Below are 22,457 nucleotides of genomic sequence, written 5' to 3' on the forward strand. Positions count from 1 at the left end.
ATTTAACGTTAATGAGATGAATGCATGATTTTGCACAAGCAAACAGGCAAGAATGTGAAAAAACTCATGCCAAAGTTGTATGCATCCTATTTACACTATATGCAACTGCCGTTATGCTTCCTGTTGCGGTCGGATATAACAACAAATATTGGAGCTAATTTTGAAAATCAAACTTTTAACGGCAAGTGTGGCAGCAGTCCTACTAGCAGGTTGTGGTAGTGACAGCGATCCTGAGGTAAAAAGATACTCAGTTCAGGCTTATGACCCAGCTGTTATCGGCATGAAAGTTCAAGCAGTATGTGGTGGTGAGACATACGACGCTATTGAAAATACAACAAACTATGAAGGTATGGTTGGTAAAGCGCGTTTTGAAAATATCAACGTTGTAAATGCGCCAGGTGATTGTGCTTTCGTATTAACGCACACAGAAGATAGTAAAGACGCGTCAAATGGCAAACCTATTACATCTGACTACAAAATCCCTCAAGGCCTAGCCCAGGCGGATTCATTGGTAACAGGCTCTCCATTTACGACTTTGGTTGCTAACTCTTTAAAAGATGGTGAAGTATACTCTTCTGATATCGCTGAAAAAGTATTCGAGAATTTGGGTATCGATATCAATGCAAGTGGTAAAACAGTTGACGAAATCCTTCGTGATACAGAATCTGTAGTAGCAGGACTTGGCAGTGAGGGTGGTAACAGCGCACTTGCTACTCAGCTAGTTGCAACAGCAAACGTTGTATCAGATATCATCAAAGCGAACCCAATAGCTTCGCCTGAAGCTGTAGCTGTTGCTGCAAAAGCAATCACAGAAGATGTAATCGCGGCGAACCCAAATTATCCTGAGAATGATTCAGGTGACGTTATCTACGTAACGATTCAAGCTGAAGATACTCAGAAAGTTGTTGCTGATGTACAAGAGGCTATCGATAACGAGATTCCATTAGAAGATATCGAACCTGACGTACCACAAATTCCAGATGCGGAAGTCGGTGAGCCAATTGAACCTGAAGATCCACCGGGTCCAGGCACTGGCGCGACAGGCGGTAACTAAGCAAGTTTTTGCTGACAAATTCTAAAGGCCTCTTCAGAGGCCTTTTTTGATCCTATCGTATTGTAGTCATCACCTTTTAGTGAGCCCTTTTCTGTTTAAGTAAGGCAGGATATGCGGACGTGATTCCCCAGCCAATTTACTGGTGACTTCTTGCGACCAAGTACTCTGTTTTTGATTGCTCGAACGGTTTGCATAGTAGTTTTGCATAGTTTGGTCATACGTCTGAATATCATCCAAGTTTAGGTCTTGATACTGATTCTCATGCACCACGACATGCTTAGGTAGGCGAGGTTTTACTTCAGGGGTTTGATCTGGATGACCAAGACACATACCAAATAAAATGGCGGTATTTTTAGGTAAACCTAATAATTTGTCTACTTTTTGGGCATTGTTTCGTAAACCACCAATATACACACCTCCTAGTCCCATCGACTCCGCCGCAAGCAAGCAATTTTGTGCCATGATGCCCGAGTCTACAGCGCCTATTAGCGTTAACTCGGTAAAGTCAGCTTGAACATCTGGGTTGATACTGGCGTGGCGTTGGTAATCAATGCAAAACACCAAAAACTCAGCCGCGCTTTCAACGTACCCTTGATTTCCGGCATATTGAGCTAATAGCGTACGTTTTTCTTTGTCGGTCACGCGGATAATTGAAACGACTTGCAACATGCTTGATGAGGACGCCGCAAGGCCGGCTTGAAGAATGGCATCTAATTGTTCGCTCTCAATCGGTTGTGAGGTGAATTTTCGAATTGAGCGGTGATTGAGAATTGTTTGAATCGTGCTGTTCATGGTGACTTAACATCCCCTGTTACGTTAAAGGCTGAAGACTCACCTTAGCGACATTTGATGAGTCGGTAAACTATCTCAAAAGAAAAACAATGCTTGGCGCATAAGTGTGAAGACGATTCGAGATTACACCACTCGTTCTGTTTGAGAGCGTATATACTGTTTTTAGAATCAATAATTTAAATGCAGTGGAAAATATGAAAGAACTCATTGTTCATACAGTTACGGTGTTTATGGGCTTCTTTGCCATCATGAACCCTATCGCCAATATCCCCATCTTTTTGAGTTTAACTGCTGATGAAGATAAAGAAACCATCCGTTCCATTGCGCTCCGCTCAGTCTTTATTGCATTTATTATCATCGCGATATTTTCTATTGCCGGTAAGTTAATTTTTGATTTGTTTGGTATCACGCTTTATGCATTGCGAATAACAGGCGGTATTTTGGTGTTTTTGATAGGTTTTAACATGCTTCAAGGTGATTCGACGCATCAGAAAACCAAAGAGAAGGCGTATTCACCAGCTCAGCAACGGGCGGCATTGAGTATTGCAGTGTCTCCATTGGCGATGCCAATATTAGCTGGGCCCGGAACGATTGCTACCGCGATGAACTTTGCGACAGCGGGTGGTTTCGATCAAACCATTATTACTATCGTTTCTTTCGCTGTCCTTTGTGTGATCACCTATGTACTGTTTTTGTTTGGAGACAAATTGGTCAAAGCGGTTGGACCAAGTGCTCTAAATGTTGTGACTAAAATGATGGGCTTAATTCTAGCGGTTATTGGTACTCAAATGTTTATTGATGGCGCGGGCGAAGCCTATAAAACGGTTTTCTCCTAGATTTCTCTTAGACCTTGCCACCTTGGTTAAGCCCGCAATTACATTTCTAACGGGTACGGATTTTTTGAACTTTAGTTTTCATTTTCTAAGAGAGAAATAAATAGACTTCACCTATTTCAATAATAAGAATATTCAATTGTTGTGATTGCACGAATTTCATTACTCTTTTGGCAAGGAGAATGGGGGAAATATGGCAACAAAAGCAATTGTAGTAGAAGGTGGCGCGATGCGAGGCGTCTTCGCAAGCGGAGTGTTAGATGCGTTTTTAGAGCAGAGTTATAAACCGTTTGATTTTGCAATCGGTGTATCTGCTGGTGCATCAAATTTGATTGGGTATTTGACCGACTACCCGCATCGCAGTATTAACGTCATTACTAAGCTGGCCACAAGCAAACGCTTTTTTGACCCGACTCGCTTCGTTAAAGGTGGGGACCTCATCGATGTGAAGTGGTTGTTTGAAGAATCTAATCGCTTGTATCCCGTCGATGAAAATAAACTGTTTAATGGCGTTCCTTTTCTCGCAGCGACAACAAATGTAGATACAGGGCAGGCAGATTACTATCGCGTGACACGTGATAATTTTCACCATGCGATTGAAGCGACAACAGCATTACCGATTGCCTACAAGCATACCCCTTGTTTTTCTGGTGGTTGTTATACCGATGGTGGGGTCGCTGATTCTATCCCAGTGCGTGAAGCTTATCGTCGAGGGGCTCGCGACATAACCGTAGTACTCTCTCACCCGCTGAATTATGCCAAAAAGCCAGTTAAGACCACATGGCTGATGAAGAAACTGTTTGCGGAGCACCCCAAAATGGCGGATGCGATGTTAAGACGTGCAGATAACTATAATCAATCATTAGAGTTTATTCGTAACCCTCCACCAGGAACACATGTTAGGGTAATTGCCCCACCAGATAATTTTCATGTTCAGCGCTTATCAATGCGACAATCCGTTTTACTAGAAGGGTATGAAATGGGACTGATTGAGGGGCGAGCGCATCTCACTAGTTTATCTGGTGTTCATGGTTTAGACCGGGAAAATTGTCATTTTTGCGTTTGATTATAAAAGAGCCTCATAGTGAGACTCTTTTGCATAACGTTCAAAGGGTGATTTAGTTGACTTTATCCCAAGCCATCTCCCAGTGTGAACCTATTCCAGGCTCGTAATGGTTTGCGCTTTCTTTCCACTGCATACAGTAACCAGAGTATGGGAAAGGTTTACATTGATAAATGCCCCCGTCGCTGGCAAGCACTTTTGTGCCCGCCGTGTAGCTAGATAGTCCTTCAGGGAAGACAAAATCGTACTCATCAGATGGTGGTGGAGTAACTGACTCTTCTTTTAAGTGAAAGTCGAGTGTTTGCTGATCCACCAAGTTGCCATCTTTATCCTTAATACGTGTTACGAGCATATGGTGACCCGGCTCCGATTTACTTAAAGCGAGCGATATCGCCTCTACCGAGCCGTCTTTCATTTCGTTTGCCCAACTTGCAAGTGGTTCGCGATGGTGATTGTAAACGGTGAGTTCTGCATTTAAATCGCCTTCAGCAGTTAGTGTCAGATCCAACGTTGTCGGTGTTGACTCAATGATATACTCGTCTGCTAAGCCATCTACTGTGAGTGAGTATTCTGGAACAGGAGTTTCAATGTTATAGCCGATCTCTACTCGCTCAAGGCCGCTATTTGCTTGCAGATACACCGGATTAGTACCATAAACAGGAGTGAATTTATCCTCTGCATACTGCCCGGCTTGCAGTTTTGCTTGTTCTTGGTTTAGCTTAGTCGCGAGTGCGTAAGACCAGTTTTTCGCTTGGCCCATTGCTGCATCGGTAATTTCTAGTTCAGTTCTATACGCCACGTTTTCACCTGCTTGATCAAATACGCGTGTATAAACCGAATCCCCAATATTTAAATCCATTGTAGGAATAATTTGACCGCCTTGCTTCCAATCTGGAATAACGGGACTGCCACCATCAAATTTCACATCGATCACGTTATAAAATGAGGCTGCAGTGTCGCCAACATCCCATACTGCCAGGATGACATGGTATCCCTCGCGAGTAGGCACATTACATTGATGGCTTACCTGTTTCGGGGGTTGAACCATATTGCCGTCGACGACACAGAAAGGAGTTAGATCAAAAGAGTCTCGTGATAGTGAAGCGTTTGGGTTCCAATCAGGCTTGGTGATGTAATATTTCCAGTCGCGCGTCACGTGGTTAGCGGTAAATGTCCATTCAAAAGTTTGTGTACCTGCTTGAATAGGGCGTTTTACCCAACGGTCGGCAGTTTGCTCATCAAGGGCAGCTGCTAAAGCGGTTTCGGCACTCGCTATTTTACCATCGCGAGGCCCTGTTTCGGGAAAGCCATCAGGGCCTTCAACGCTTTGCGGTTCATATTGAATCGCACCGCAGTTATTATTTTTTTCGTTAGTATCTGGCGATGGATACTTACATAGTGCCGAGCGACTTGCAGCGACACCACCATTGGTTTCTGATACATAACCGTGAGCCGCAGCACCTGAGCTAATGCTTGCAAGTGCTAACGCGAGTGCGGATTTGGTTGGAAATGATTTCATCACATGTCCTCTGTTATGACTGACAAACTAATGTCACACCCCGGCGCATGCTGAGCATAAAGCAACGCTACAGAAATTGGACTTCTGTAACACTGAGTCATGGTAACCCCGCTATCATGAGCATTCTTTTAGATTTTTAAATGCTGACAGACCGGAAGCTTTGCGTCCCACCCTTTCGAATGGTTTGCCGAAATGTGATTGAGCAGCCAAAATTTAGCTTAAGAATTTACATGTGGAAAAGTAAACGTCACTGACATGGAATCCTGTTCTCAAATTGAAAGATAACGATATCTTAACCTCGTCAATATTATGCAGTATCGTATTGCAAGATATTGATTTTAATTTTGTTTTTATCTTATTAATAATCATGGAGAATGAGTGGAGGTTTGTTGGGGATAAATGGAGAGGAATCGTGCTAAGGGTGGAAGAAGTTCTGTCTAAAGGGCGGAGTGTACCGCCCTCTGGATGGTGTTATTTCGGCATTATGACAGTATCAATCACGTGAATGACACCGTTTTTAGCTTTCACATCGGTTGCGATGACATTTGCATCGTTAACCATGACTTTATCGCCCATGGTTTTAATCATCACATCTTGCCCCTGAACCGTAGTCGCTTTGTCTAGCTTAACAACATCGGCAGCCATCACTTTCCCTGGGACGACGTGATAAGTCAAAACAGATACTAACTTGTCTTTGTTTTCCGGCATTAAGAGCATGTCGACTGTGCCGTCTGGCAGTTTTGCAAAAGCGTCATCCGTTGGTGCAAAAACAGTAAATGGGCCTTCCCCTTTGAGAGTGTCAACCAGGCCCGCTGCTTTCACCGCAGCAACAAGCGTATTGAAAGAGCCATTTTCAGCGGCAACGTCGACAATATCGGCTTTCATCATGCCATGCTCATGAGCCTGAACGGGAAGCATAAAAGATAATGTCGCCATCAGTGTCGCCGCGATAACTAAGATACGTTTGAACATAATGTGTTCCTTACTAGTTGAGGGTACAACGGGTTCCCTGGAGTGTGTTTGCATTTGTACGCATCGTGATTGAAAGATGATCATCGCGTCCTACTTTCTTTTGAGGGTCTAACATGTCGCGCAAGAATTCGTCTGCCTTCTTGTTTCACATCGGCTCGTTTCCGCCACGTCCATAAGCGCTCTCTTGCTGCCTTAGCTGCATTGTCTGGTGCGATAATAGGTGCAAGGTAACGGCTATCTGGCTGCAATTGATACATGACAGCTTCCATCTGGGTCATTGTCCAGGGCTCGAATAAAAGAGGGGGAGGAACCATTTGTAACTCAGGTACCCACTTGTAGATGAACGTACCGTTAGGATCATGTTCTTGGGCTTGCTTGATCGGATTATAAATACGGATTGTGTTAGTCCCGGTTACTCCTGCTTGCATTTGGAATTGTGGGTAATGAATTCCAGGCTCAAAGTCGAGAAACAGTTGCGCTAAATGCGTTACACCTACTCGCCAATCCATGTTCATGTGGTGAGTAAGAAAGCTAACCAGCATGGCACGCATGCGAAAGTTAATGTAACCAGTGTGGTGCAAACAGCGCATGCAGGCATCAATCAAAGGTACGCCAGTATGCCCGGATTTCCATGCTGCTAACTTTTCTTCATCGAAAGTACTACTTTGTTTAATCAATGGTTCGTAAGCCCGATTAACGCAGTAAAACTCCATGTCGTATTCCGATTCGAATTTTTGGATGAAGTGACAGTGCCAATGAAGCCGTGAAGACAATGCAATTAAGCTGCGACGAAACCCAGCGACTTGCCAGTGTTTCAAAAGGTATTGATACACTTCACGCAAAGATATGTTACCCCAAGCGAGATATGGAGAAAGTCGAGTACAGGCTGTGCGTGAGGCTGTGGGACTAGAAATGCTTCGATAGTAATCACGACCTCGACGATGGAAAAAGTCCTCTAGTGTTTTCCAAGCGAGCCGGCTTCCTCCCGTTTGCATTCCTTTGCATTTTGATAGCCAGGATGATGGTGGCGAAAACGAACAGCCGAGAGCTTCTGCATCCAATGAATGCAATAAGTCGGTTTGGAGCTCAATAGGGCTTATTGAGGCTCTCATGACAGAGTCCCAATGTTTGTCCCAACCTTGCCGGTTTATTGCACCTCTGATTACAGCACCGTGTTCGAATTCAAACCAGTCGATGTTCTGCTCATACAGCCAAGCGGCAACTTGTCGGTCTCGTTCAAAGGTGCAGTTGAGTCCTATTTCTTGGTGAGAAAAAACAGCGTTGATTTGATATTGCGCTTGAATTGATTGGAAACATGCTAAGGCATCGTCAAACAGCACCGTGATTCGATGCCCATACGCTTTGAGCGTTTCATCCATGTCTTGCAGTGATTGCCAAACAAATCGCCAGTGGCGCTCAGAATAGTGTGGGTTGTTCAATAGCAATGGTTCAACAATATACAAAAGCACAGTTGGGTGCTTTGTTGATAATGCTTGAGTTAGTGGTTGATGGTCAGTCAGCCTTAAATCTCGCTTTAACCACACGACATTGATTGTTTGCATCGGAATCCTCTTTGTTTCCGATGTTGTACGCAAGTAAACCGAAGAAATCTCATCCAATGATCGGTTTTATTCCACAAAACGTAGACATAACTTTTAGGGAGGTGACACATGGCAATAGCATTGAGTAAGTTACAAAAATACTTCTATGTGGACAAATTGGTCATTCATTCGCTTGATCTCGCATTGTATCAGGCATCTGTTGTGATTGATGGAGAAGCGCAATTTATCACTGATGACAACGGTATCTTTTTGAGGGCTCATTCCCTGATCGAGATGCAAAAGAAGTGCAGGAATATCAAAGCAAATAAGCAGGTTCTAGTGCATCAAAGTGCTTATGATGAAATGGTGGGGCTACCCGAAGGCAAAAGAGACAATCAACTAGAGGTATTGGTGAGGGATACAAAATTGTATTGAAAGAGTATTGGTGCGCAGTAAAAGCGAGCCACCTTACGGCAGCTCGCTAAATATAAGGAGAGTTAGGCTTAGTCTTGTTTACGCTGCGCTTCTTTTTGCGCGTACTTAGCGGCACGTCGGGCTTCTCTTTGCTTGGCACTTTCACCACCAACATGCTGCTCGCCTCGCTGCTCTGCAAGAACAATTTGTTTTTCACGCTCGCGGAATCGAGCAATTTGTTCTTCTGAGTGTGTGCCGTGACATTTTGGACAGCTCACGCCTTGCTCGAACAATTCTGACTGTTTGTCTTCTTCAGTGATCGGTAGACGACAAGCGTTACATAAATCGTAATCTGCTTTTTCTAGCTGGTGGTTCACTGCAACACGCCCGTCAAATACGTAACAATCGCCTTCCCACATGCTCTCTTCTTGAGGAACTTCTTCAAGATATTTAAGAATGCCGCCTTCTAGGTGGTAGACCTCATCAAAGCCCTGTTCTTTCATGTAAGCCGTTGATTTTTCGCAGCGGATACCACCGGTACAGAACATCGCAACTTTCTTGTGTTTTGCCGGGTCCATGTTTTCTTTTACATAGTCTGGGAATTCACGAAAGGTTTCAGTATTTGGGTTTACAGCGCCTTTGAATGTCCCGATCTCGATTTCGTAATCATTACGTGTATCGACAACAAACACTTCAGGATCAGCAATAAGATCGTTCCACTCTTGAGGTTTCACGTAAGTACCCACTACGTGGCGAGGGTCTATACCTTCAACACCTAATGTTACGATCTCTTTTTTCAGTTTCACTTTGGTGCGATTGAATGGCTGGGTCTCAGAATACGACTCTTTGTATACGGTGCCAGTCAAACGAGGTTCGTTGTTTAGCCACTCCAGTAGCGTATCAATACCTGCACGATCAGATGCAACAGTACCGTTGATACCTTCACTTGCCAGTAGTAATGTTCCGCGAATATGGTGTTTTTCCATCAACGCAAGTAATGGCTCGCGTAGCTCTTGATAGTTATTCAGCTCAACAAACTTGTACAGCGCACAAACTACATACTGACTCATGAGGTTTCCTTTAAAAATACAGGTGGTCAACGACCTTAAAATTTTAGCGGCACGAAGTATACCTGACTAAACTAGTCGGAAATACGGACAAATTATACGGATATTATGAGTAGGCGGGGCCTGGCGGTCTTTGATAGGGGGAGCATGTCCGCAGGTGAAGCCGCTATGTGTTCAAATTATAAGCATTAATTATAGTGGGTTAGGTAGGTTGGAGCCGATACTTTTGGTTTAAATTTATGCTGTTTTGGGCCCTTCAAAAAAGTTAGGCGCAAGAAGCACCAAGTAATCACCGGAGTCATTGACAAGGAAAGGACATGTCGCAGTTTTATACATGAGGTGGTGAGGGATAAAGGTTTAGGGACAAAGAGTGAATGACTGATCGCCATTGTTCATAAACCGCTATAAAACAAACGCCTTTTCACCACATACTGAAAAGGCGTTTTTCTAACGTCTGCCGTGCTTATTTCAACGTAGCTGCGGTCTGTTTGCCCATGGCTATGAGCCTGTCGAGAATACGTTCACCGTCGGCACGTAAACCGTTGTGCTCATACTCATTGGTGATCCACGCTTTTGAGTTTGGTATTAACGCGAGCGTCTCTCGGCTGATATCCATTTCAACAAACATATCATCGGCGTAAACGGCGCAACTGACAGGCACTTTGTTCTGAGCCAGTTGTGTTTGATCGTACAGCGCAGTCCAATCTTCTTTCGCTGCCAATATTTCTGCGGTGTCTTTTAGTGGCTTGAGGTTAACGTATTGGTCGAACATCCATGGGAAGACCATTTCCCCCGTGAAGTAAAATGGCTTGCCAGATTCATAATTAAACTCTGATCGGGTTTGGCGAACGCGGTGCGCACTCCAATTCGACGCGAAGCTTTGGCAGTAAATCGATTCATGTAAAATGGCGTAGATCGTGTTGGTTTGGAAGTTTTGCTGCGCCAACATATCGTTTAAGAACTCATAACGAAGTTGTGGTTTGCCGTTCACTTCAATCAACGCGCTTTCTAGCCAATAGTAAGTTGGTAAGAAAGTATCACTCACACCAAAGTTGATGCCGATTTGTTGAAATTGTTCCACCGTGAAGCGTTGACCATTTGGTAGGTACTCTTCATTTTCTAGCAAGTGATTCGCAATGTTTTGGCAAAGTTGCTGTGCATTGGGAAATTGTTGGAAGAACGCTTGGTTTTTCTCCATGGTGCGTTTGAAAGTGGCTTCATACACATCGTCGGCATGACGCGAGACTGATGGCACGCCACCTGTGATGTAGCTTTGTAGCAAGCTGTCTGGGAACAAAGACAAATAGGTGAGGGAGCAAAAACCACCAAAGCTTTGACCTAAGATCGCCCATTTTTCGACGCCAAATTGCTCACGAATGTATTCCGCGTCGCGCACGATGTTATCCGCTCGGAAGTGGCTCAAGTAGTCTGCTTGTTGCTCTGGCGTGAGGTGAGCAAGCGTCTGGTGATTAATTACGCTGCTGTTGCCCGTACCGCGCTGGTCGAGAAGCAAAACTCGGTACTCTTGCAGCGCGCGTTTTACCCAGCCGTTATTGCCGTTTTGACGCGGAGAGGGAAAGCCAGGTCCGCCCTGAAAGTAAACCAACCAAGGTTTGGTCGATTCTTCCTCGCCAACTAGGCAAACCGCACGGGCGAAGACTTCAATGGTGCCTTTGCTCGCGTTTTGGTAATCCAGAGGAACGGTAAAACTGTGGGGAGTGTAATGCAATCCTGCGTCGATAAATGATTGAGCGTTCATTGTTATCTTTATTTCCTTATTGAGGGGTAGCGCTACTTTACTGCGAATGGCGCGAAGAACCAACGCTATTTCCCAATTGCCTCTTCAGTTCTATACCTTGGTCAAATCAATGTAAGTTCAAGAAAATGAAACGATTAGCGACTGGTGCAACTGGTTGAGTGAGCTATGCTCAATAGAGTTGCGACAAAGTAAGAGCATGGAGGAAGTCGGATGAAAGTGTCACTGGCTCGATGGACAATTGTGACTTGTTTAATAAGCGTACCTACTTTTGCCGTTGTTACGCCCAACCCACCTCAGTTACAGGCAAAAGGCTACGTATTAATGGACTTTCAATCCGGTGCCATTATTGCCGAGTATAACGGGCGAGCAGGCCTTGCTCCGGCGAGTTTAACCAAGTTGATGACCGCTTATGTAGTTGGACAAGAAATCAAAGCGGGGCGTTTGAAATGGGATGATGTTGTCACCGTGAGCGAAAACGCGTGGTCGGCCAAGTTTCCCGGTTCTTCTAAAATGTTCATCAAACCGAAAGATGAAATTAGTGTTGCGAACTTAATGCGCGGCGTGATCATCCAATCAGGAAATGACGCGTGCGTTGCACTGGCTGAGCATGTTGCAGGCAGTGAACGCGGCTTTGTTGCCTTGATGAATGGTTGGGCGGAGAAATTAGGACTGCAAGACACCTATTTTGTGAACTCCCATGGTCTTGATAGTGATGGCATCCAAACCTCACCAACCGATATGGCAAGACTCATGCAGTCGATCATCAGCGATGTTCCTGATGTGTACGCGCTATACAGTGAGAAAGTCTTCAAGTGGAACGACATTACGCAGTACAACCGCAATAAGTTGTTGTGGGACAATTCCATTGATGTCGACGGGGGAAAAACCGGCTACACCAGCAATGCCGGATACAGCTTGGTGAGCTCGGCCAAAGAAGGAAGAATGCGCCTTATCTCGGTGGTGATGGGTACGCCAAGTAAACAGGCTCGGATCAGCCAATCGAAGAATCTACTCAGCTATGGTTTTCGCTTTTATGACACCAAGCAAGTTGCTAAACAGGGGGAAGTTGAGTCTAAAGTTCGCGTTTGGAAGGGAAATGCTAATCAAGTTGAGGCGATCTTTGCTAAAGATGCCTATCTCACTCTGCCTCGTTCAATGACGGCTGGGCTTGATAAGAGTGTGGTGTTAAATGAACCGTTGATTGCGCCGATCGCGCAAGGAGATGAGATTGGTAAGGTCGTTTGGAAAAGCGATGACAGTACCGTGGCGAGTTATCCCTTGGTCAGCAGCCAAGCGGTAGAAGAGGGCTCGTGGTTCGCTCAGCTTTGGGACAGTCTGGTGCTGTGGGTGAAATCGTTCTTTAACTAGAATAAAAACGAGCAGAAGTGTCTTTCTGCATTTTTTTGTTGATGGCCGCCCAGCTAAACGCTGGGCGGTGTTTTATTTAACGGTTTATTCCGACAAGGTGATGATTGGTAAATCGTCCCAAATCTTACTTTCATCCGATGCGCCACCGGAGAAGTTCCAAGGGCCTTTGTCTTGTTCTAGCGGACGGTAAGTTGCCGAAAGGCCGTCTAAGTCCCAAGTCGTGACATAGAAGCGGATACCATCGAGCGAATCTGGGCGGCCCAGCGCGTCACTCGCAAAGTCCATCGAAATAGTGTTATTGGCTTTGTCTACTGTCACTGTTGGTGCTGGCGTGACCGCTTCTCCCCATGTCGTCGCATTTGCTCCTTTGGTGTTGTAAATCGAGCTTTGCCAGCCAAAAACAACCGCATTACGACTCCAGGTTCCGCTTGGCATAGAAGCGTTGATCTTCGGTAGCTCAGACAAGTTAGTTGCGGCTTCTTCAGGTAAATCAATAAAGATGGTGAAACCTACGTGGTCGAAGCCGTTTGGTGGCAACCAAGTGTCGGTGATGTTGTCCATAGTGAAGGTCAAACGTACGTTACTGCCAACGGTAAATACCTCAGCTTTGTTGATTGCGAGTTGGCTATTGTTTTTATCGAATGTTGGATCGGTTGGTAATGAGTAGTTGCCGTTTGGGCCGCCCACGCCGTCTTGTGCATCGCCCGCATCATCAATGGTGTCGTCCGGCGTGTTTGACCAGCTTAGGTTGGAGACAAAATTCACGTCCTCGATGCCTGCTTTTTTCTCGGTGGAATAAATCGCGAAGCGGTGCTGTTGCTCGCCAATCGCAAAATGACGAGTCGACAGCGTGACACTAAACTGACCATCAGCACCTACAGTAATGGTTTGCGCTGTTTCCAAGTTACCATCGACGACAAGGTTCAACTTCTCGTTGGCGTTCGCACTACCCGCGATAACAATATCACCAGTGATGGTTTTTCCTTCCCAATCCTGCGCCAGTTGTATGTTGAGGTCTGGGGTATCTACCGATTGGGTATCGTTAGTTTTTGAGTAAATCACGGCAGATTTGGCTGGTAGCTCAAGGGTTACGTGACCGTTTTCATCTGCGATTAACTGCTCTGGAGCGTCTACCCAGTTCGACATGATTTGTTGTTTGAAGACGGTGCCACCAACTTGTTCTACATCGAGTTGGTTCATCAACATTGGAGAGTTAGATGTGTTCATTACCACTAAGACTTCGTCGTTATCCAAAGTGCGGGTAAAGGCGAACACACCTGCACCAGCTTTATCGCTGCCAATGACTTTCATTTCGCCGCGTGTCATGACTTTGTTTTCGGTACGTAACTTAGCAAGCTCTTGGATGAACAAGTACATCTCGCTGTTTTGGTCGAATGAATCTACGTAGTCGCCGTCTTCACGGTAACCGCCAGCAAACATCGCATCGCGCGCTGCTGGCATCGCTTGCTCTGTACCTTGGTAAATCACAGGAATACCGGGTACGCTCATCATGGTGATCAGAGCTTGCTTCATATCGTTGACACTGCCTTGCGATAGAAAACGCGGCATATCGTGGTTATCAATGAAGTTCGGCATGATGTATGGATTTGGGAACATCTCCATCATTTTCTCAAGACGGAAGCGTAAGTAATCGGTCGGTTGCCCTGCTGCAAATACGCGCGTCATGGTCGCTTGCAATGGGAAGTTCAGTACCGAGGTTAACTGCTCCGGCGAGCCGCTTTCGCCGATGTAAGTCAGCATCTTCTCTTCGCCTTCTGTGTTGTAAGGCGTAGATGTTTCGAAGACTTCACCAAAGGTCAGGAAGTTATCGCGACCAGTATCAACCGCTTGAGTCATCACACCATCGTCGGCGTGCAGGAAGTCGTTCCAGAAATCGTGCTCAACAAACTTCACCGTATCGATACGGAATCCGTCGACGCCGACTTCGCGAATCCATTTTCGGTAGCTCTCTTTTAGATAAGCGCGTACTTCAGGATCGGACGTATTAAGGTCATCCAAATCAGAGAGCTGCCAGGTTTTTTCTTGTACCGGATCGTTGTGGTCGGTGATGCTTGGCGTCCAGTGGTAGCTGCCTGTGCCATCTTCTTTACACTCATTCTTGTTGAGCGGGTAAGGCAGTTCTTGTCCTGCTGGTAGCGCATTTTCAATCAAACGGAAACCTTGGTAAGGTAGGCTAGGATCGTAATTGTATGGGTCATCGTAAGTGAAGAAGTTGCCTACATGGTTGGTCACGATGTCCTGAATTAAGAACATGTTACGCGCATGCACTTCGCGTGCTAACGCTTGGTAGCTTTCCATGTCACCAAAGTGCTCATCCACTTTTTGGAAGTCACGCGCCCAGTAACCGTGGTAGCCACCATAGTTTTGTTCTGCATCCCACCATTGGTTTGCCACTGGCGGAGTAATCCAGATCGATGTGGCACCGAGAGTTTCGATGTAGCTTAACTTATCACTCACGCCAACGAGGTCGCCGCCGCTGAACTTTTTATCCGAAGTCGGATCGAATTCGTTTTGCCCTTGATCATTAAGAGCGCTGTCGCCGTCGTTAAAACGGTCGATCATCAGGAAGTAAATGATTTGATCTTGCCAATCAGGAGATGCCACGTGGCTGCCTGTATCGACTGGTGCGGTTTCGTCGCTTCCACAGCCAGAAAGAGCTAGAGCGATCGATAAAGGAAGTATTTTTATTTTATTCATTGAGTTAGGTAGAGTTTCAAACACGGTCTTTGCCTCCGTTATGCAGCAATGCAGAAACGATAAAGCAAAGGTTTGAAATTGAGAGTGTCATTTCACGCCAAAAAAGACGTGATATGATGTCACGAAGAGACGATTTTGATCTGACCGACAGTTTTAATTGAGAGGTTGCACAATAGGATATTGTATCGGGTAATGCTCTTTCGCGAGCTCGTTGTCGGATTCATCATAAAGGCGGAAACGGCACTGCTTTGCAGTTTGAGTGAGCGATAATTGCAGCACCCAACAAGCATAATGTAGCGAGTGTTGGGTCAAGCGCATTACGTGAGGTGTAGGGGCATCATCGACGTAACAGTCAATCCTCGCAACGTTTTCAAGTCGGCATGCCAGTTCGACAAAGAGCGTGTATTGCGCCCCAATATTAATAAGCTGCCGAGTCGGGACAATGTATTCCGTTGCGCCAATTAAAAGCCCCTTAGAAACCACGTAATCACGCTGGTGGTTATTCTCAATGTAACGTTCCCCATCGACTTCATAACAAAGGCGAAAGGTAAGGGGGTGCGCTACCGGAAGTTCGGTCGTTGCCCAGAGTTCGATGCCATGACTTAAAAAGCGCTCGAAGAAGGCGGGATAGCGCCGCCATGCACCATCACGGTCTCGACACTCAACTGAGACCACTTTTTCAAACGCAATATTATCTACTTCCATCCAGATTCTACCGACGGGTTGGTCAATGTCGTGATCGGCTAAAGTATTCGCTTTGGCGTAGTACAAGCGGATCGGTTGCTGATTTAGCTGAGTTCGGTTATCCAAACATTGTTGGCGATACTGCATGGGTGAAAACGGATACCAACGGCGAAAAGTGCGGTGAAAGTTCGATGGTTCTTCATAACCGAGTTGATATGCGATTTGCTGCGTTGTGAGTTGGGTGTCGGCAAGCAAAGTGAGTGCTTGCTTTCTTTTAGCGAAATCAACGCATTGAGAGTAGCTCATTTGCTTTTCTTGCAGTCGACGTTGCAAGGTGCGTTTGGAGACGCCCAGTTGCCTTGCCGCTTGCTCTAACTTGAGCGCGTAATTACTGTTTTTGATGAACAAGGCGTTCAAAACACTCAGCAATTCTGGCTGTTCAATTGGTTGGTGAGAAAGCAGCAAATAAACATGTTTCACCAGTTCAAACACGCTTGAACTCGTTTTAGAATCTCGCGTTTCCACTAGAAAAATATTGGCCGCGAGTGGATTGTTGGCGTGAACTTGTACCTGTATTGATTCGCTTAACTCAAGCATTTCCAACTGCATTTTGAGCAAGCCAAACACCGACTCCGCCCAATTTGGCATATCGCCCGTTCTACATTCGACTTGCAGATGGATTTGGGCATCACCATGCTGCAATGTGACGTACAAACGGCGGTCGAATAATGAGACACTTTTACTCCACCAAAGCAGCCCTTCTTGGAGGTTAGGCGCTTCTTTCAACATCATGCATTGCAAGGCCACCAACTTCTCAATGTGCCAATATTCGCCGGCAATTCGAAGGTGATTGTGACCGAGCTTTTTGCACAGAAAGGATGTAATAACGTTATCTTGAGGCAGCATGAGTTGAGTTTGGTTGCGAGCAAACATGCATTATTGCCGAAAAGATGAAGAAGTCCAGTGAGAACGCTCAAAGCCTTTCTTATCGTTTTATTTTCAAATTTATTTTGAAAATGTTTTTAATCGAAATCGGTTTTTCCCTTTATCTCATGAGGTTATGCTGTTACTCAGCTTAAACTCATTAATTGGAGAGCCTCATGGATATCGTACAAGCTGCAAAATCTCGTTACTCAACGAAAGTGTTTGACCCAACGCGCAAGCTATCTCAAGAAAAAATCGATGCAGTTAAAGAGCTGATTCGTTTTAGTCCATCGAGTGTGAACTCCCAGCCTTGGCATTTCATTCTGGCAAGCACAGAAGAAGGCAAACAGCGCATCGCTAAAGCGGCGCAAGAGAATTACGCGTTTAACGCGGCGAAGATTCTCAACGCATCTCACGTATTGGTGTTTTGTGCAAAAACAGGCATCGATAACGACTACATTGAAGCGCTAATGGTGCAAGAAGAAAAAGATGGTCGATTCCCAACTGAAGAAGCGAAAGCGGCTGTGCGCGGTGGTCGTAGCTACTTTGTGAACATGCACCGTTTTGATCTGAAAGATGCAAACCATTGGATGGAGAAACAAGTTTACCTCAACGTGGGTACGTTGCTGTTGGGTGCTTCGACGCTAGAAATTGATGCAGTACCAATTGAAGGGTTTGATCCAAAAGTGCTGGATGAAGAATTTGGCTTGCGTGAAAAAGGTTATACCAGTGTTGTGATCGTGCCGCTTGGCTACCACGCGGAAGATGACTTCAACGCGAAAACGCCAAAGTCTCGCTGGGACGCAGAAACCGTATTCACCGAGATCTAATTCGAGCTTACTTACAGGTGACGTAGAACCCCGTAATCAATATATAAATCGCAAAAGAGTGATAAAACGATGATCCACTTAGTCGCAGAAGTGAAAGCCTATCCAGATAGTAAGGATCAGGTGGTGAATTTGCTTGCTGGTTTACTAGAGCCAACTCGTAAAGAAGAAGGCTGTTGCCAATACGAGTTGTATCTCGACGAAAAAGTTGATGGCCTATTTATGTTCCAAGAAATCTGGGCGTCGCAAGAGGCCTTGGATAAGCATTTGCAAAGCCCGCATATGGCGACGTTTCTTGAAACATTGGAAGAGAATGATTGGGTTGAATATACCCAGATTCGTCCTCTTCGATTTATCGCCTAATGACAGAAGGTTGCCAGCACGTTGGCGCGTTGCTGGCAGCATTTTTGTTGGATAAAGTCGCGGAAAGTCCGAATCGTTGGCGTCAATAATCGACGATCGGCACATACCATGTAGAGCGGCACTGGGCCGCAATCCCATTCTGGTAACACTCGCACCAATCTTCCCTCGATTAAGTCTCGGCTAATGTCCATCAATGATTTATTCGCAATGCCTTTGCCTTTGATCGCTAACCGATGTGGCAAGTCACTATCGTTGCTCATCAAGTTACCGCTGACCACGACTTGTTCTTTCTCGCCGTCACGCGTGAGCGTCCATTTGTTGTAGACCGAATCCGCGACCATGTAGCACAAGCAGTTGTGTTGCGTTAAATCGGCAGGAGAGGTGAGTTCTGGATGTGTGGCTACGTACTCTGGCGATGCACATAAGATCCGCTCGTTTGCCCCACACAATGCCAACACGACCAGATTAGAGTCGGCCGGCTCGCCGTAGCGAATCGCAATATCGACAGGCTTGGTGTACATATCCGTCAAGCTATCGGACAGCTCTAGTTTGATGGAAACATTTGGGTAGAGATCGATGAACTCATCCACCCAATCGAGCAACATATTGCGACCAAAATCGGAGGGCGCAGTAATGTGCAGTTGACCAGATAACTCACCACGCGCACTTGAGATCTGATCCAACCCCTCTTGCAATGTAGCCAATGCTTGCGTGGTTTTGTCTAAAAACAGTTCGCCATCTGAGGTTAAACGCAGGCTTCGCGTGGAACGCACAAACAGCGGGAAACCGATTTGCCCTTCAAGACGCTTAATCGATGCGCTAATGGCGGCAGGTGTCATGTCCATGCTGTTAGCGGCTTTTGAAAAGCTGCCTTGGCGCGCTGTTTCTACAAAAATATTGAGGTCGTTGAGGGCTTTCATCGTGAAAAGGGCTTTTATGAAGTTTGGGCTACTATAGGGGAGAGTCGTAGGGCAATTCAAGGTTAAAACATTAGGTTGCACGGCGAGTTTGAGTTAGATTAGCGCGCAACTTCACTTTACCGGATCAATAGCATGAGCCAACAGCAGCCGAATAACCCACTTCACGGGTTGAGTTTAGAAAAAATCGTCACCCGACTAGTTGAGCACTTTGGTTGGAATGGCCTGTATGAGCGCATTCGAGTGAACTGTTTTAAGAAAGATCCGTCGATCAAATCTTCTCTGAAGTTTTTGCGTAAAACGCAATGGGCAAGAGACAAAGTCGAAGCGCTGTACATCGAGACATTCTGCTAACCGCTCTATAGTCTGCAGCAAGCGGCAAGTAGATTCTTAGTCTCGCTATGGCTCGCTAGAATGACGTAGCTTTTCTTATCGCGTAGGCTAGAAGAGTCGCTCTGCTGTTACGTTTAAAGCGTGATTCAGAATCTACCCTCAGGCTTGTATTGAGTCTATTCATAGCTCTATGGGCCTACAGCAGCGGTAAGTAGATTCTTAGTCTCGCTATGGCTCGCTAGAATGACGTAGCTTTTCTTATCGCGTAGGCTGAAAGAGTCGCTCTGCTGATGCGTCTAAAGCGAGATTCCGGATGGTCACTTAGGCTTATCTGGAATCGCTTTTTTAGATGGTTTTGTAGAGGTCAGAGCCAAACTCGAACCGTCATTCTGAACTGCGAGGAACGAGCGTGAATCAGAATCTACCTTCAGATTGTATTGAGTTTATTCATGGCTTTATGGTCTGCAGCAAGCGGCAAGTAGATTCTTAGTCTCGCTTTGGCTCGCTAGAATGACGTAGCTTTTCTTATCGCGTAGGCTGGAAGAGTCGCGCTGCTGATGCGTCTAAAGCGAGATTCCGGATGGTTACTTAGGTTTGTCTGGAATCGTTTTTTTAGATGGTTTTGTAGAGCTCAGAGCCAAACTCGAACTGTTATTCTGAACCGCGAGGAACGAGCGTGATTCAGAATCTACTCTCAGATTGTATTGAGTTTATTTATGGCTTTATGGTCTGCAGCAAGCGGTAAGTAGATTCTTAGTCTTGCTTTGGCTCGCTAGAATGACGCAGCTTTTCTTATCGCGTCGGCTGGAAGAGTCGCTCTGCTGATACGTCTAAAGCGAGATTCCGAGTGACTCACTTAGGTTCTTCTGGAATCGCTTTTTTGGATGGTTTTGTAGAGATCAGAGTTAAACTCGAACCGTCATTCTGAACCGCGAGGAACGAGCGTGATTCAGAATCTACTCTCAGATTGTATTGAGTTTATTCATGGCTTTATGGTCTGCAGCAAGCGGTAAGTAGATTCTTAGTCTCGCTATGGCTCGCTAGAATGACGTAGCTTTCTTATCGCGTAGGCTGGAAGAGTCGCGCTGCTGTTACGTTTAGCGAGGTTTCGAATGATTCACTTAGGCTCATTAGAATGACTCTAGTTTTCTTATTGCGTAAGTTGGAATGGTATCTCAGCATCATTCCCGATAGCGATGAAGGAGCGCTGTCGGGAACCTCGCCTTTAATCTCTCGTTTCTTGCTACTCCAAATGATGCGTACTACCCACGGTTCCTTCCAAGTCTAAAATCGACTGGCGAACGTGATCTGGAATCGCAGCTTTAACGTTGTTCTTAAAATCAAACATCACACCAGTGGCGGTCGCGATGGTCGCAATTTTACCCCACTTCTTACTCAGCACTTGGTACTCCATCGTGATGCGATCTTCTTGCATGTCGATTACGCGAGAACCGACTAATAGCGTGTCTGGGTAAGTAACAGGCAATTTGTAGCGGCATTGAGTCTCGCTCAGTACTGGCCCAATTTGCGAGGTCTGCAGGTCGACCAGCAGGTTAATTTTGTTGAAGTAATCTAAACGTGCGGTCTCGAAGTAGCGAAAATAGACCACGTTATTAACGTGTTGCAGAGCATCCATTTCACCCCATGCGACTTTTATCTCTGTGATAACGGGAAAGTCCTTTAACAGTGTGTCCATTTCTATTGCTCCTTTTTCATCTGCTTTGCCACAAATTGCGACGCGACTTATCACTTTGAGCATTTATTCTAGATGTAATCATTTAATATGTAATAAAATTGTTTTTAAAATGTGAAATGAAATAGTGGTTTGATTATGTAAACCAGAAACTTTACATAATCGAGTTGAAGGCGTAAGTTTAACTAAGAGTAACCAGATAGGAGGTGTCTCATGATTGAACTCAAAGGTTTCAACCTCGCAAGAGTTGAGAAACGCATCGATTGGACAGGTGAGCTGTTCAGTTTGAGAATATCTGGCGCGCCTCTTTCCTTTAAAGCTGGCCAATTCACCAAGCTTGCTTTGCTTGATGATGAAGGTAAGCCGATCAGCCGCGCTTACTCTGTGGTTAATGCGCCAAGCGAGCAATTCGATTGGTTGGAGTTTCTAATAGTAGCCGACCCTCAAGGACAACTTTCTCCACGGCTCCAAAAGCTTAAATCTGGTGATAGCATTTATGTCGGTACCACCGCACATGGCGATTTAATCCATGATTCTATTCCTAAACAGGCTCATGACCTGTGGCTGCTATCTACAGGTACGGGGATTGGACCGTTTTTGTCGCTGCTGGATGATATAAACTTACCGCCTCACAATGAGCGCATTGTGCTGGTTCATGCCGTTCGTTTCGAAAAAGATCTGGTTTATAAATACCTAATTGAACAGCTTCAGCAACGATATGAAGGCAGATTAAAGTATATACCGATAGTCAGCAGGGAAGTGGTTGATGGTAAATTACAAGGCCGAATTCCTGAACTCATCGAATCGGGTTTACTGTCCAACGCCGCTGATGCGCCATTCTCAGCTCAGCGTAGCTTTGTCATGATGTGTGGGAATCCACAAATGATCAAAGATACCGTGCCCGTTTTACAAGAGCTAGGCTTGGAAAAGTATCGCCATCAAACTGGGGGAAATATCATTTACGAACGTTACTGGTAGCGTTTTGTTAAATTGATACGGTTATGCTCAAGATGTAATGATTACTTTTGAGATACGACCGCGATTTAGTATGTTCTTAGTTGAATATTATGTTGGCAATACCTAAACTGCGCTCACCATTGCGCGTCTGTACACTCAGTCATTCTCGCTTAACCAATTACATTGAGGTGACTGAAGTCCATGTATGCTTTTATCGCGAGCAAGCAACAGAGAATCATTGCTGGTTTTATCGACCTGCTCTTTACGATGGTGGTCGTGTTAATAATTGCATTGAGTATTAACTCTTTTCTTAACGACTTTCAGCTCTCTTTAGCAGATAACCTCACGCTTGTTCGTGAAACTCAGGCGTTTTACTTGCTTTCTTTACCAACGGTTTTAATGATCAACTGGAATGCATTGAGTCATGGGCAAACCATTGGTATGCGCATGATTGGTATTAAAGTTGTAATGAAAAATGATAGTAAGGCAACGAAAGTTACAGCAGGGTTAAGGCTTGTTATTAGCTACTTGCTGGAGATGCTCATTCCGGGGATCCCGTTGGTAAATTTGGCATTGTTGTTCTTTCATCCGGAGCGACGATTGTTGCATGACTTGATCGCCAATACTAAAGTTGTCCAAGCTTCCTAATTTTTGATCAA

At 45.4% G+C, this 22,457-nt stretch carries 20 protein-coding genes and 1 riboswitch; of the genes, 10 read left to right on the forward strand and 10 right to left on the reverse strand.

The features are described 5' to 3' along the window. Positions 1-160: 160 nt before the first annotated feature. Positions 161-1,054, forward strand: a complete 894-nt coding sequence (locus tag R7Z41_RS08370) for a hypothetical protein (RefSeq protein ID WP_318136348.1) — start codon at positions 161-163, stop codon at positions 1,052-1,054. Positions 1,055-1,123: 69 nt separating this feature from the next. Here R7Z41_RS08370 and nfsA read toward each other — a convergent pair whose 3' ends face one another. After that, positions 1,124-1,846: an oxygen-insensitive NADPH nitroreductase gene (gene nfsA / locus R7Z41_RS08375; RefSeq protein ID WP_206970594.1), complete on the reverse strand. Its 723-nt coding sequence runs from the start codon at positions 1,844-1,846 to the stop codon at positions 1,124-1,126. Between the two features lie 194 nt (positions 1,847-2,040). Here nfsA and R7Z41_RS08380 point away from each other — a divergent pair, with 194 nt between their 5' ends. Together R7Z41_RS08380 and R7Z41_RS08385 are read left to right on the forward strand one after the other, a co-directional pair. After that, the gene (locus R7Z41_RS08380; protein ID WP_005374889.1) at positions 2,041-2,682 is read left to right on the forward strand and encodes a MarC family protein; all 642 of its coding nucleotides are present in this window, start codon (positions 2,041-2,043) and stop codon (positions 2,680-2,682) included. Between the two features lie 190 nt (positions 2,683-2,872). Next, positions 2,873-3,745 carry a patatin family protein gene (locus R7Z41_RS08385; RefSeq protein ID WP_017634445.1) on the forward strand — a complete coding sequence of 291 codons (873 nt, stop codon included), beginning with the start codon at positions 2,873-2,875 and terminating at the stop codon, positions 3,743-3,745. A gap of 52 nt (positions 3,746-3,797) precedes the next feature. Here the strand turns inward: R7Z41_RS08385 and gbpA are convergent, their stop codons facing one another. The 3 genes from gbpA to R7Z41_RS08400 all read right to left on the reverse strand — a co-directional run bounded on the left by gbpA (position 3,798) and on the right by R7Z41_RS08400 (position 7,795). Next, positions 3,798-5,261 (reverse strand): N-acetylglucosamine-binding protein GbpA, encoded by a 1,464-nt coding sequence (gene gbpA / locus R7Z41_RS08390; RefSeq protein WP_225477310.1) that lies wholly within the window; start codon positions 5,259-5,261, stop codon positions 3,798-3,800. 98 nt (positions 5,262-5,359) lie between these two features. Further along, positions 5,360-5,460: riboswitch (cyclic di-GMP riboswitch) on the reverse strand. A 272-nt stretch (positions 5,461-5,732) separates the two neighbouring features. Next, complete coding sequence (locus R7Z41_RS08395) at positions 5,733-6,233, reverse strand: fasciclin domain-containing protein (RefSeq protein ID WP_005374896.1); 501 nt, start codon at positions 6,231-6,233, stop codon at positions 5,733-5,735. Positions 6,234-6,313: 80 nt separating this feature from the next. Further along, a complete protein-coding gene (locus tag R7Z41_RS08400; RefSeq protein WP_225477312.1) occupies positions 6,314-7,795 on the reverse strand; it encodes a cryptochrome/deoxyribodipyrimidine photo-lyase family protein in 1,482 nt (493 codons plus the stop codon). A gap of 108 nt (positions 7,796-7,903) precedes the next feature. On the opposite strand from R7Z41_RS08400, the gene R7Z41_RS08405 reads away from it, so the two are divergent. Further along, on the forward strand, positions 7,904-8,209 hold the full coding sequence (locus R7Z41_RS08405) for a DUF6482 family protein (RefSeq protein WP_017634442.1): 306 nt from the start codon (positions 7,904-7,906) through the stop codon (positions 8,207-8,209). A gap of 68 nt (positions 8,210-8,277) precedes the next feature. On the opposite strand, the gene R7Z41_RS08410 is transcribed toward R7Z41_RS08405, so the two are convergent. Together R7Z41_RS08410 and R7Z41_RS08415 are read right to left on the reverse strand one after the other, a co-directional pair. Beyond that, positions 8,278-9,258, reverse strand: coding sequence for a rhodanese-related sulfurtransferase (locus R7Z41_RS08410; RefSeq protein WP_017634441.1), 981 nt, complete (start codon positions 9,256-9,258; stop codon positions 8,278-8,280). Positions 9,259-9,718: 460 nt separating this feature from the next. Then, positions 9,719-11,014: an alpha/beta fold hydrolase gene (locus R7Z41_RS08415; RefSeq protein ID WP_225477314.1), complete on the reverse strand. Its 1,296-nt coding sequence runs from the start codon at positions 11,012-11,014 to the stop codon at positions 9,719-9,721. A 210-nt stretch (positions 11,015-11,224) separates the two neighbouring features. Here R7Z41_RS08415 and R7Z41_RS08420 point away from each other — a divergent pair, with 210 nt between their 5' ends. Then, the gene (locus R7Z41_RS08420) at positions 11,225-12,382 is read left to right on the forward strand and encodes a D-alanyl-D-alanine carboxypeptidase family protein (RefSeq protein WP_104976414.1); all 1,158 of its coding nucleotides are present in this window, start codon (positions 11,225-11,227) and stop codon (positions 12,380-12,382) included. Positions 12,383-12,466: 84 nt separating this feature from the next. Here R7Z41_RS08420 and R7Z41_RS08425 read toward each other — a convergent pair whose 3' ends face one another. After that, positions 12,467-15,124 carry an alpha-amylase family glycosyl hydrolase gene (locus R7Z41_RS08425; protein ID WP_318136347.1) on the reverse strand — a complete coding sequence of 886 codons (2,658 nt, stop codon included), beginning with the start codon at positions 15,122-15,124 and terminating at the stop codon, positions 12,467-12,469. 129 nt (positions 15,125-15,253) lie between these two features. Continuing rightward, the gene (locus tag R7Z41_RS08430; protein ID WP_170960398.1) at positions 15,254-16,717 is read right to left on the reverse strand and encodes a helix-turn-helix transcriptional regulator; all 1,464 of its coding nucleotides are present in this window, start codon (positions 16,715-16,717) and stop codon (positions 15,254-15,256) included. Positions 16,718-16,884: 167 nt separating this feature from the next. Here R7Z41_RS08430 and R7Z41_RS08435 point away from each other — a divergent pair, with 167 nt between their 5' ends. After that, a complete protein-coding gene (locus R7Z41_RS08435) occupies positions 16,885-17,538 on the forward strand; it encodes an oxygen-insensitive NAD(P)H-dependent nitroreductase NfsB (protein WP_005384588.1) in 654 nt (217 codons plus the stop codon). A 69-nt stretch (positions 17,539-17,607) separates the two neighbouring features. Next, positions 17,608-17,898 carry a putative quinol monooxygenase gene (locus R7Z41_RS08440; protein ID WP_005374925.1) on the forward strand — a complete coding sequence of 97 codons (291 nt, stop codon included), beginning with the start codon at positions 17,608-17,610 and terminating at the stop codon, positions 17,896-17,898. Here R7Z41_RS08440 and R7Z41_RS08445 read toward each other — a convergent pair. Further along, a complete protein-coding gene (locus R7Z41_RS08445) occupies positions 17,895-18,818 on the reverse strand; it encodes a LysR family transcriptional regulator (RefSeq protein ID WP_017447210.1) in 924 nt (307 codons plus the stop codon). The genes R7Z41_RS08440 and R7Z41_RS08445 overlap by 4 nt on opposite strands. Before the next feature lie 132 nt (positions 18,819-18,950). Between R7Z41_RS08445 and R7Z41_RS08450 the strand changes: the two genes are divergently transcribed. After that, on the forward strand, positions 18,951-19,169 hold the full coding sequence (locus R7Z41_RS08450) for a VF530 family DNA-binding protein (protein WP_025768615.1): 219 nt from the start codon (positions 18,951-18,953) through the stop codon (positions 19,167-19,169). Between the two features lie 1,222 nt (positions 19,170-20,391). Here the strand turns inward: R7Z41_RS08450 and R7Z41_RS08455 are convergent. Beyond that, a complete protein-coding gene (locus tag R7Z41_RS08455) occupies positions 20,392-20,844 on the reverse strand; it encodes an acyl-CoA thioesterase (protein WP_005374933.1) in 453 nt (150 codons plus the stop codon). A 210-nt stretch (positions 20,845-21,054) separates the two neighbouring features. Between R7Z41_RS08455 and R7Z41_RS08460 the strand changes: the two genes are divergently transcribed. Next, positions 21,055-21,819 (forward strand): ferredoxin--NADP reductase, encoded by a 765-nt coding sequence (locus tag R7Z41_RS08460; RefSeq protein ID WP_017820554.1) that lies wholly within the window; start codon positions 21,055-21,057, stop codon positions 21,817-21,819. 180 nt (positions 21,820-21,999) lie between these two features. Continuing rightward, on the forward strand, positions 22,000-22,446 hold the full coding sequence (locus R7Z41_RS08465; protein ID WP_047102393.1) for an RDD family protein: 447 nt from the start codon (positions 22,000-22,002) through the stop codon (positions 22,444-22,446). Positions 22,447-22,457 lie beyond the last annotated feature (11 nt).

This window comes from Vibrio sp. 1457 (assembly GCF_033340195.1).
Lineage (GTDB): Bacteria > Pseudomonadota > Gammaproteobacteria > Enterobacterales > Vibrionaceae > Vibrio > Vibrio alginolyticus.

Coding starts and splice junctions, on each gene's coding strand:
- nfsA (WP_206970594.1), bottom strand. CDS start 1,846: ATGAACAGCACGATTCAAACAATTCTCAATCACCGCTCAATTCGAAAA.
- R7Z41_RS08380 (WP_005374889.1), top strand. CDS start 2,041: ATGAAAGAACTCATTGTTCATACAGTTACGGTGTTTATGGGCTTCTTT.
- R7Z41_RS08385 (WP_017634445.1), top strand. CDS start 2,873: ATGGCAACAAAAGCAATTGTAGTAGAAGGTGGCGCGATGCGAGGCGTC.
- gbpA (WP_225477310.1), bottom strand. CDS start 5,261: ATGAAATCATTTCCAACCAAATCCGCACTCGCGTTAGCACTTGCAAGC.
- R7Z41_RS08395 (WP_005374896.1), bottom strand. CDS start 6,233: ATGTTCAAACGTATCTTAGTTATCGCGGCGACACTGATGGCGACATTA.
- R7Z41_RS08400 (WP_225477312.1), bottom strand. CDS start 7,795: ATGCAAACAATCAATGTCGTGTGGTTAAAGCGAGATTTAAGGCTGACT.
- R7Z41_RS08405 (WP_017634442.1), top strand. CDS start 7,904: ATGGCAATAGCATTGAGTAAGTTACAAAAATACTTCTATGTGGACAAA.
- R7Z41_RS08410 (WP_017634441.1), bottom strand. CDS start 9,258: ATGAGTCAGTATGTAGTTTGTGCGCTGTACAAGTTTGTTGAGCTGAAT.
- R7Z41_RS08415 (WP_225477314.1), bottom strand. CDS start 11,014: ATGAACGCTCAATCATTTATCGACGCAGGATTGCATTACACTCCCCAC.
- R7Z41_RS08420 (WP_104976414.1), top strand. CDS start 11,225: ATGAAAGTGTCACTGGCTCGATGGACAATTGTGACTTGTTTAATAAGC.
- R7Z41_RS08430 (WP_170960398.1), bottom strand. CDS start 16,717: ATGTTTGCTCGCAACCAAACTCAACTCATGCTGCCTCAAGATAACGTT.
- R7Z41_RS08435 (WP_005384588.1), top strand. CDS start 16,885: ATGGATATCGTACAAGCTGCAAAATCTCGTTACTCAACGAAAGTGTTT.
- R7Z41_RS08440 (WP_005374925.1), top strand. CDS start 17,608: ATGATCCACTTAGTCGCAGAAGTGAAAGCCTATCCAGATAGTAAGGAT.
- R7Z41_RS08445 (WP_017447210.1), bottom strand. CDS start 18,818: ATGAAAGCCCTCAACGACCTCAATATTTTTGTAGAAACAGCGCGCCAA.
- R7Z41_RS08450 (WP_025768615.1), top strand. CDS start 18,951: ATGAGCCAACAGCAGCCGAATAACCCACTTCACGGGTTGAGTTTAGAA.
- R7Z41_RS08455 (WP_005374933.1), bottom strand. CDS start 20,844: ATGGACACACTGTTAAAGGACTTTCCCGTTATCACAGAGATAAAAGTC.
- R7Z41_RS08460 (WP_017820554.1), top strand. CDS start 21,055: ATGATTGAACTCAAAGGTTTCAACCTCGCAAGAGTTGAGAAACGCATC.
- R7Z41_RS08465 (WP_047102393.1), top strand. CDS start 22,000: ATGTATGCTTTTATCGCGAGCAAGCAACAGAGAATCATTGCTGGTTTT.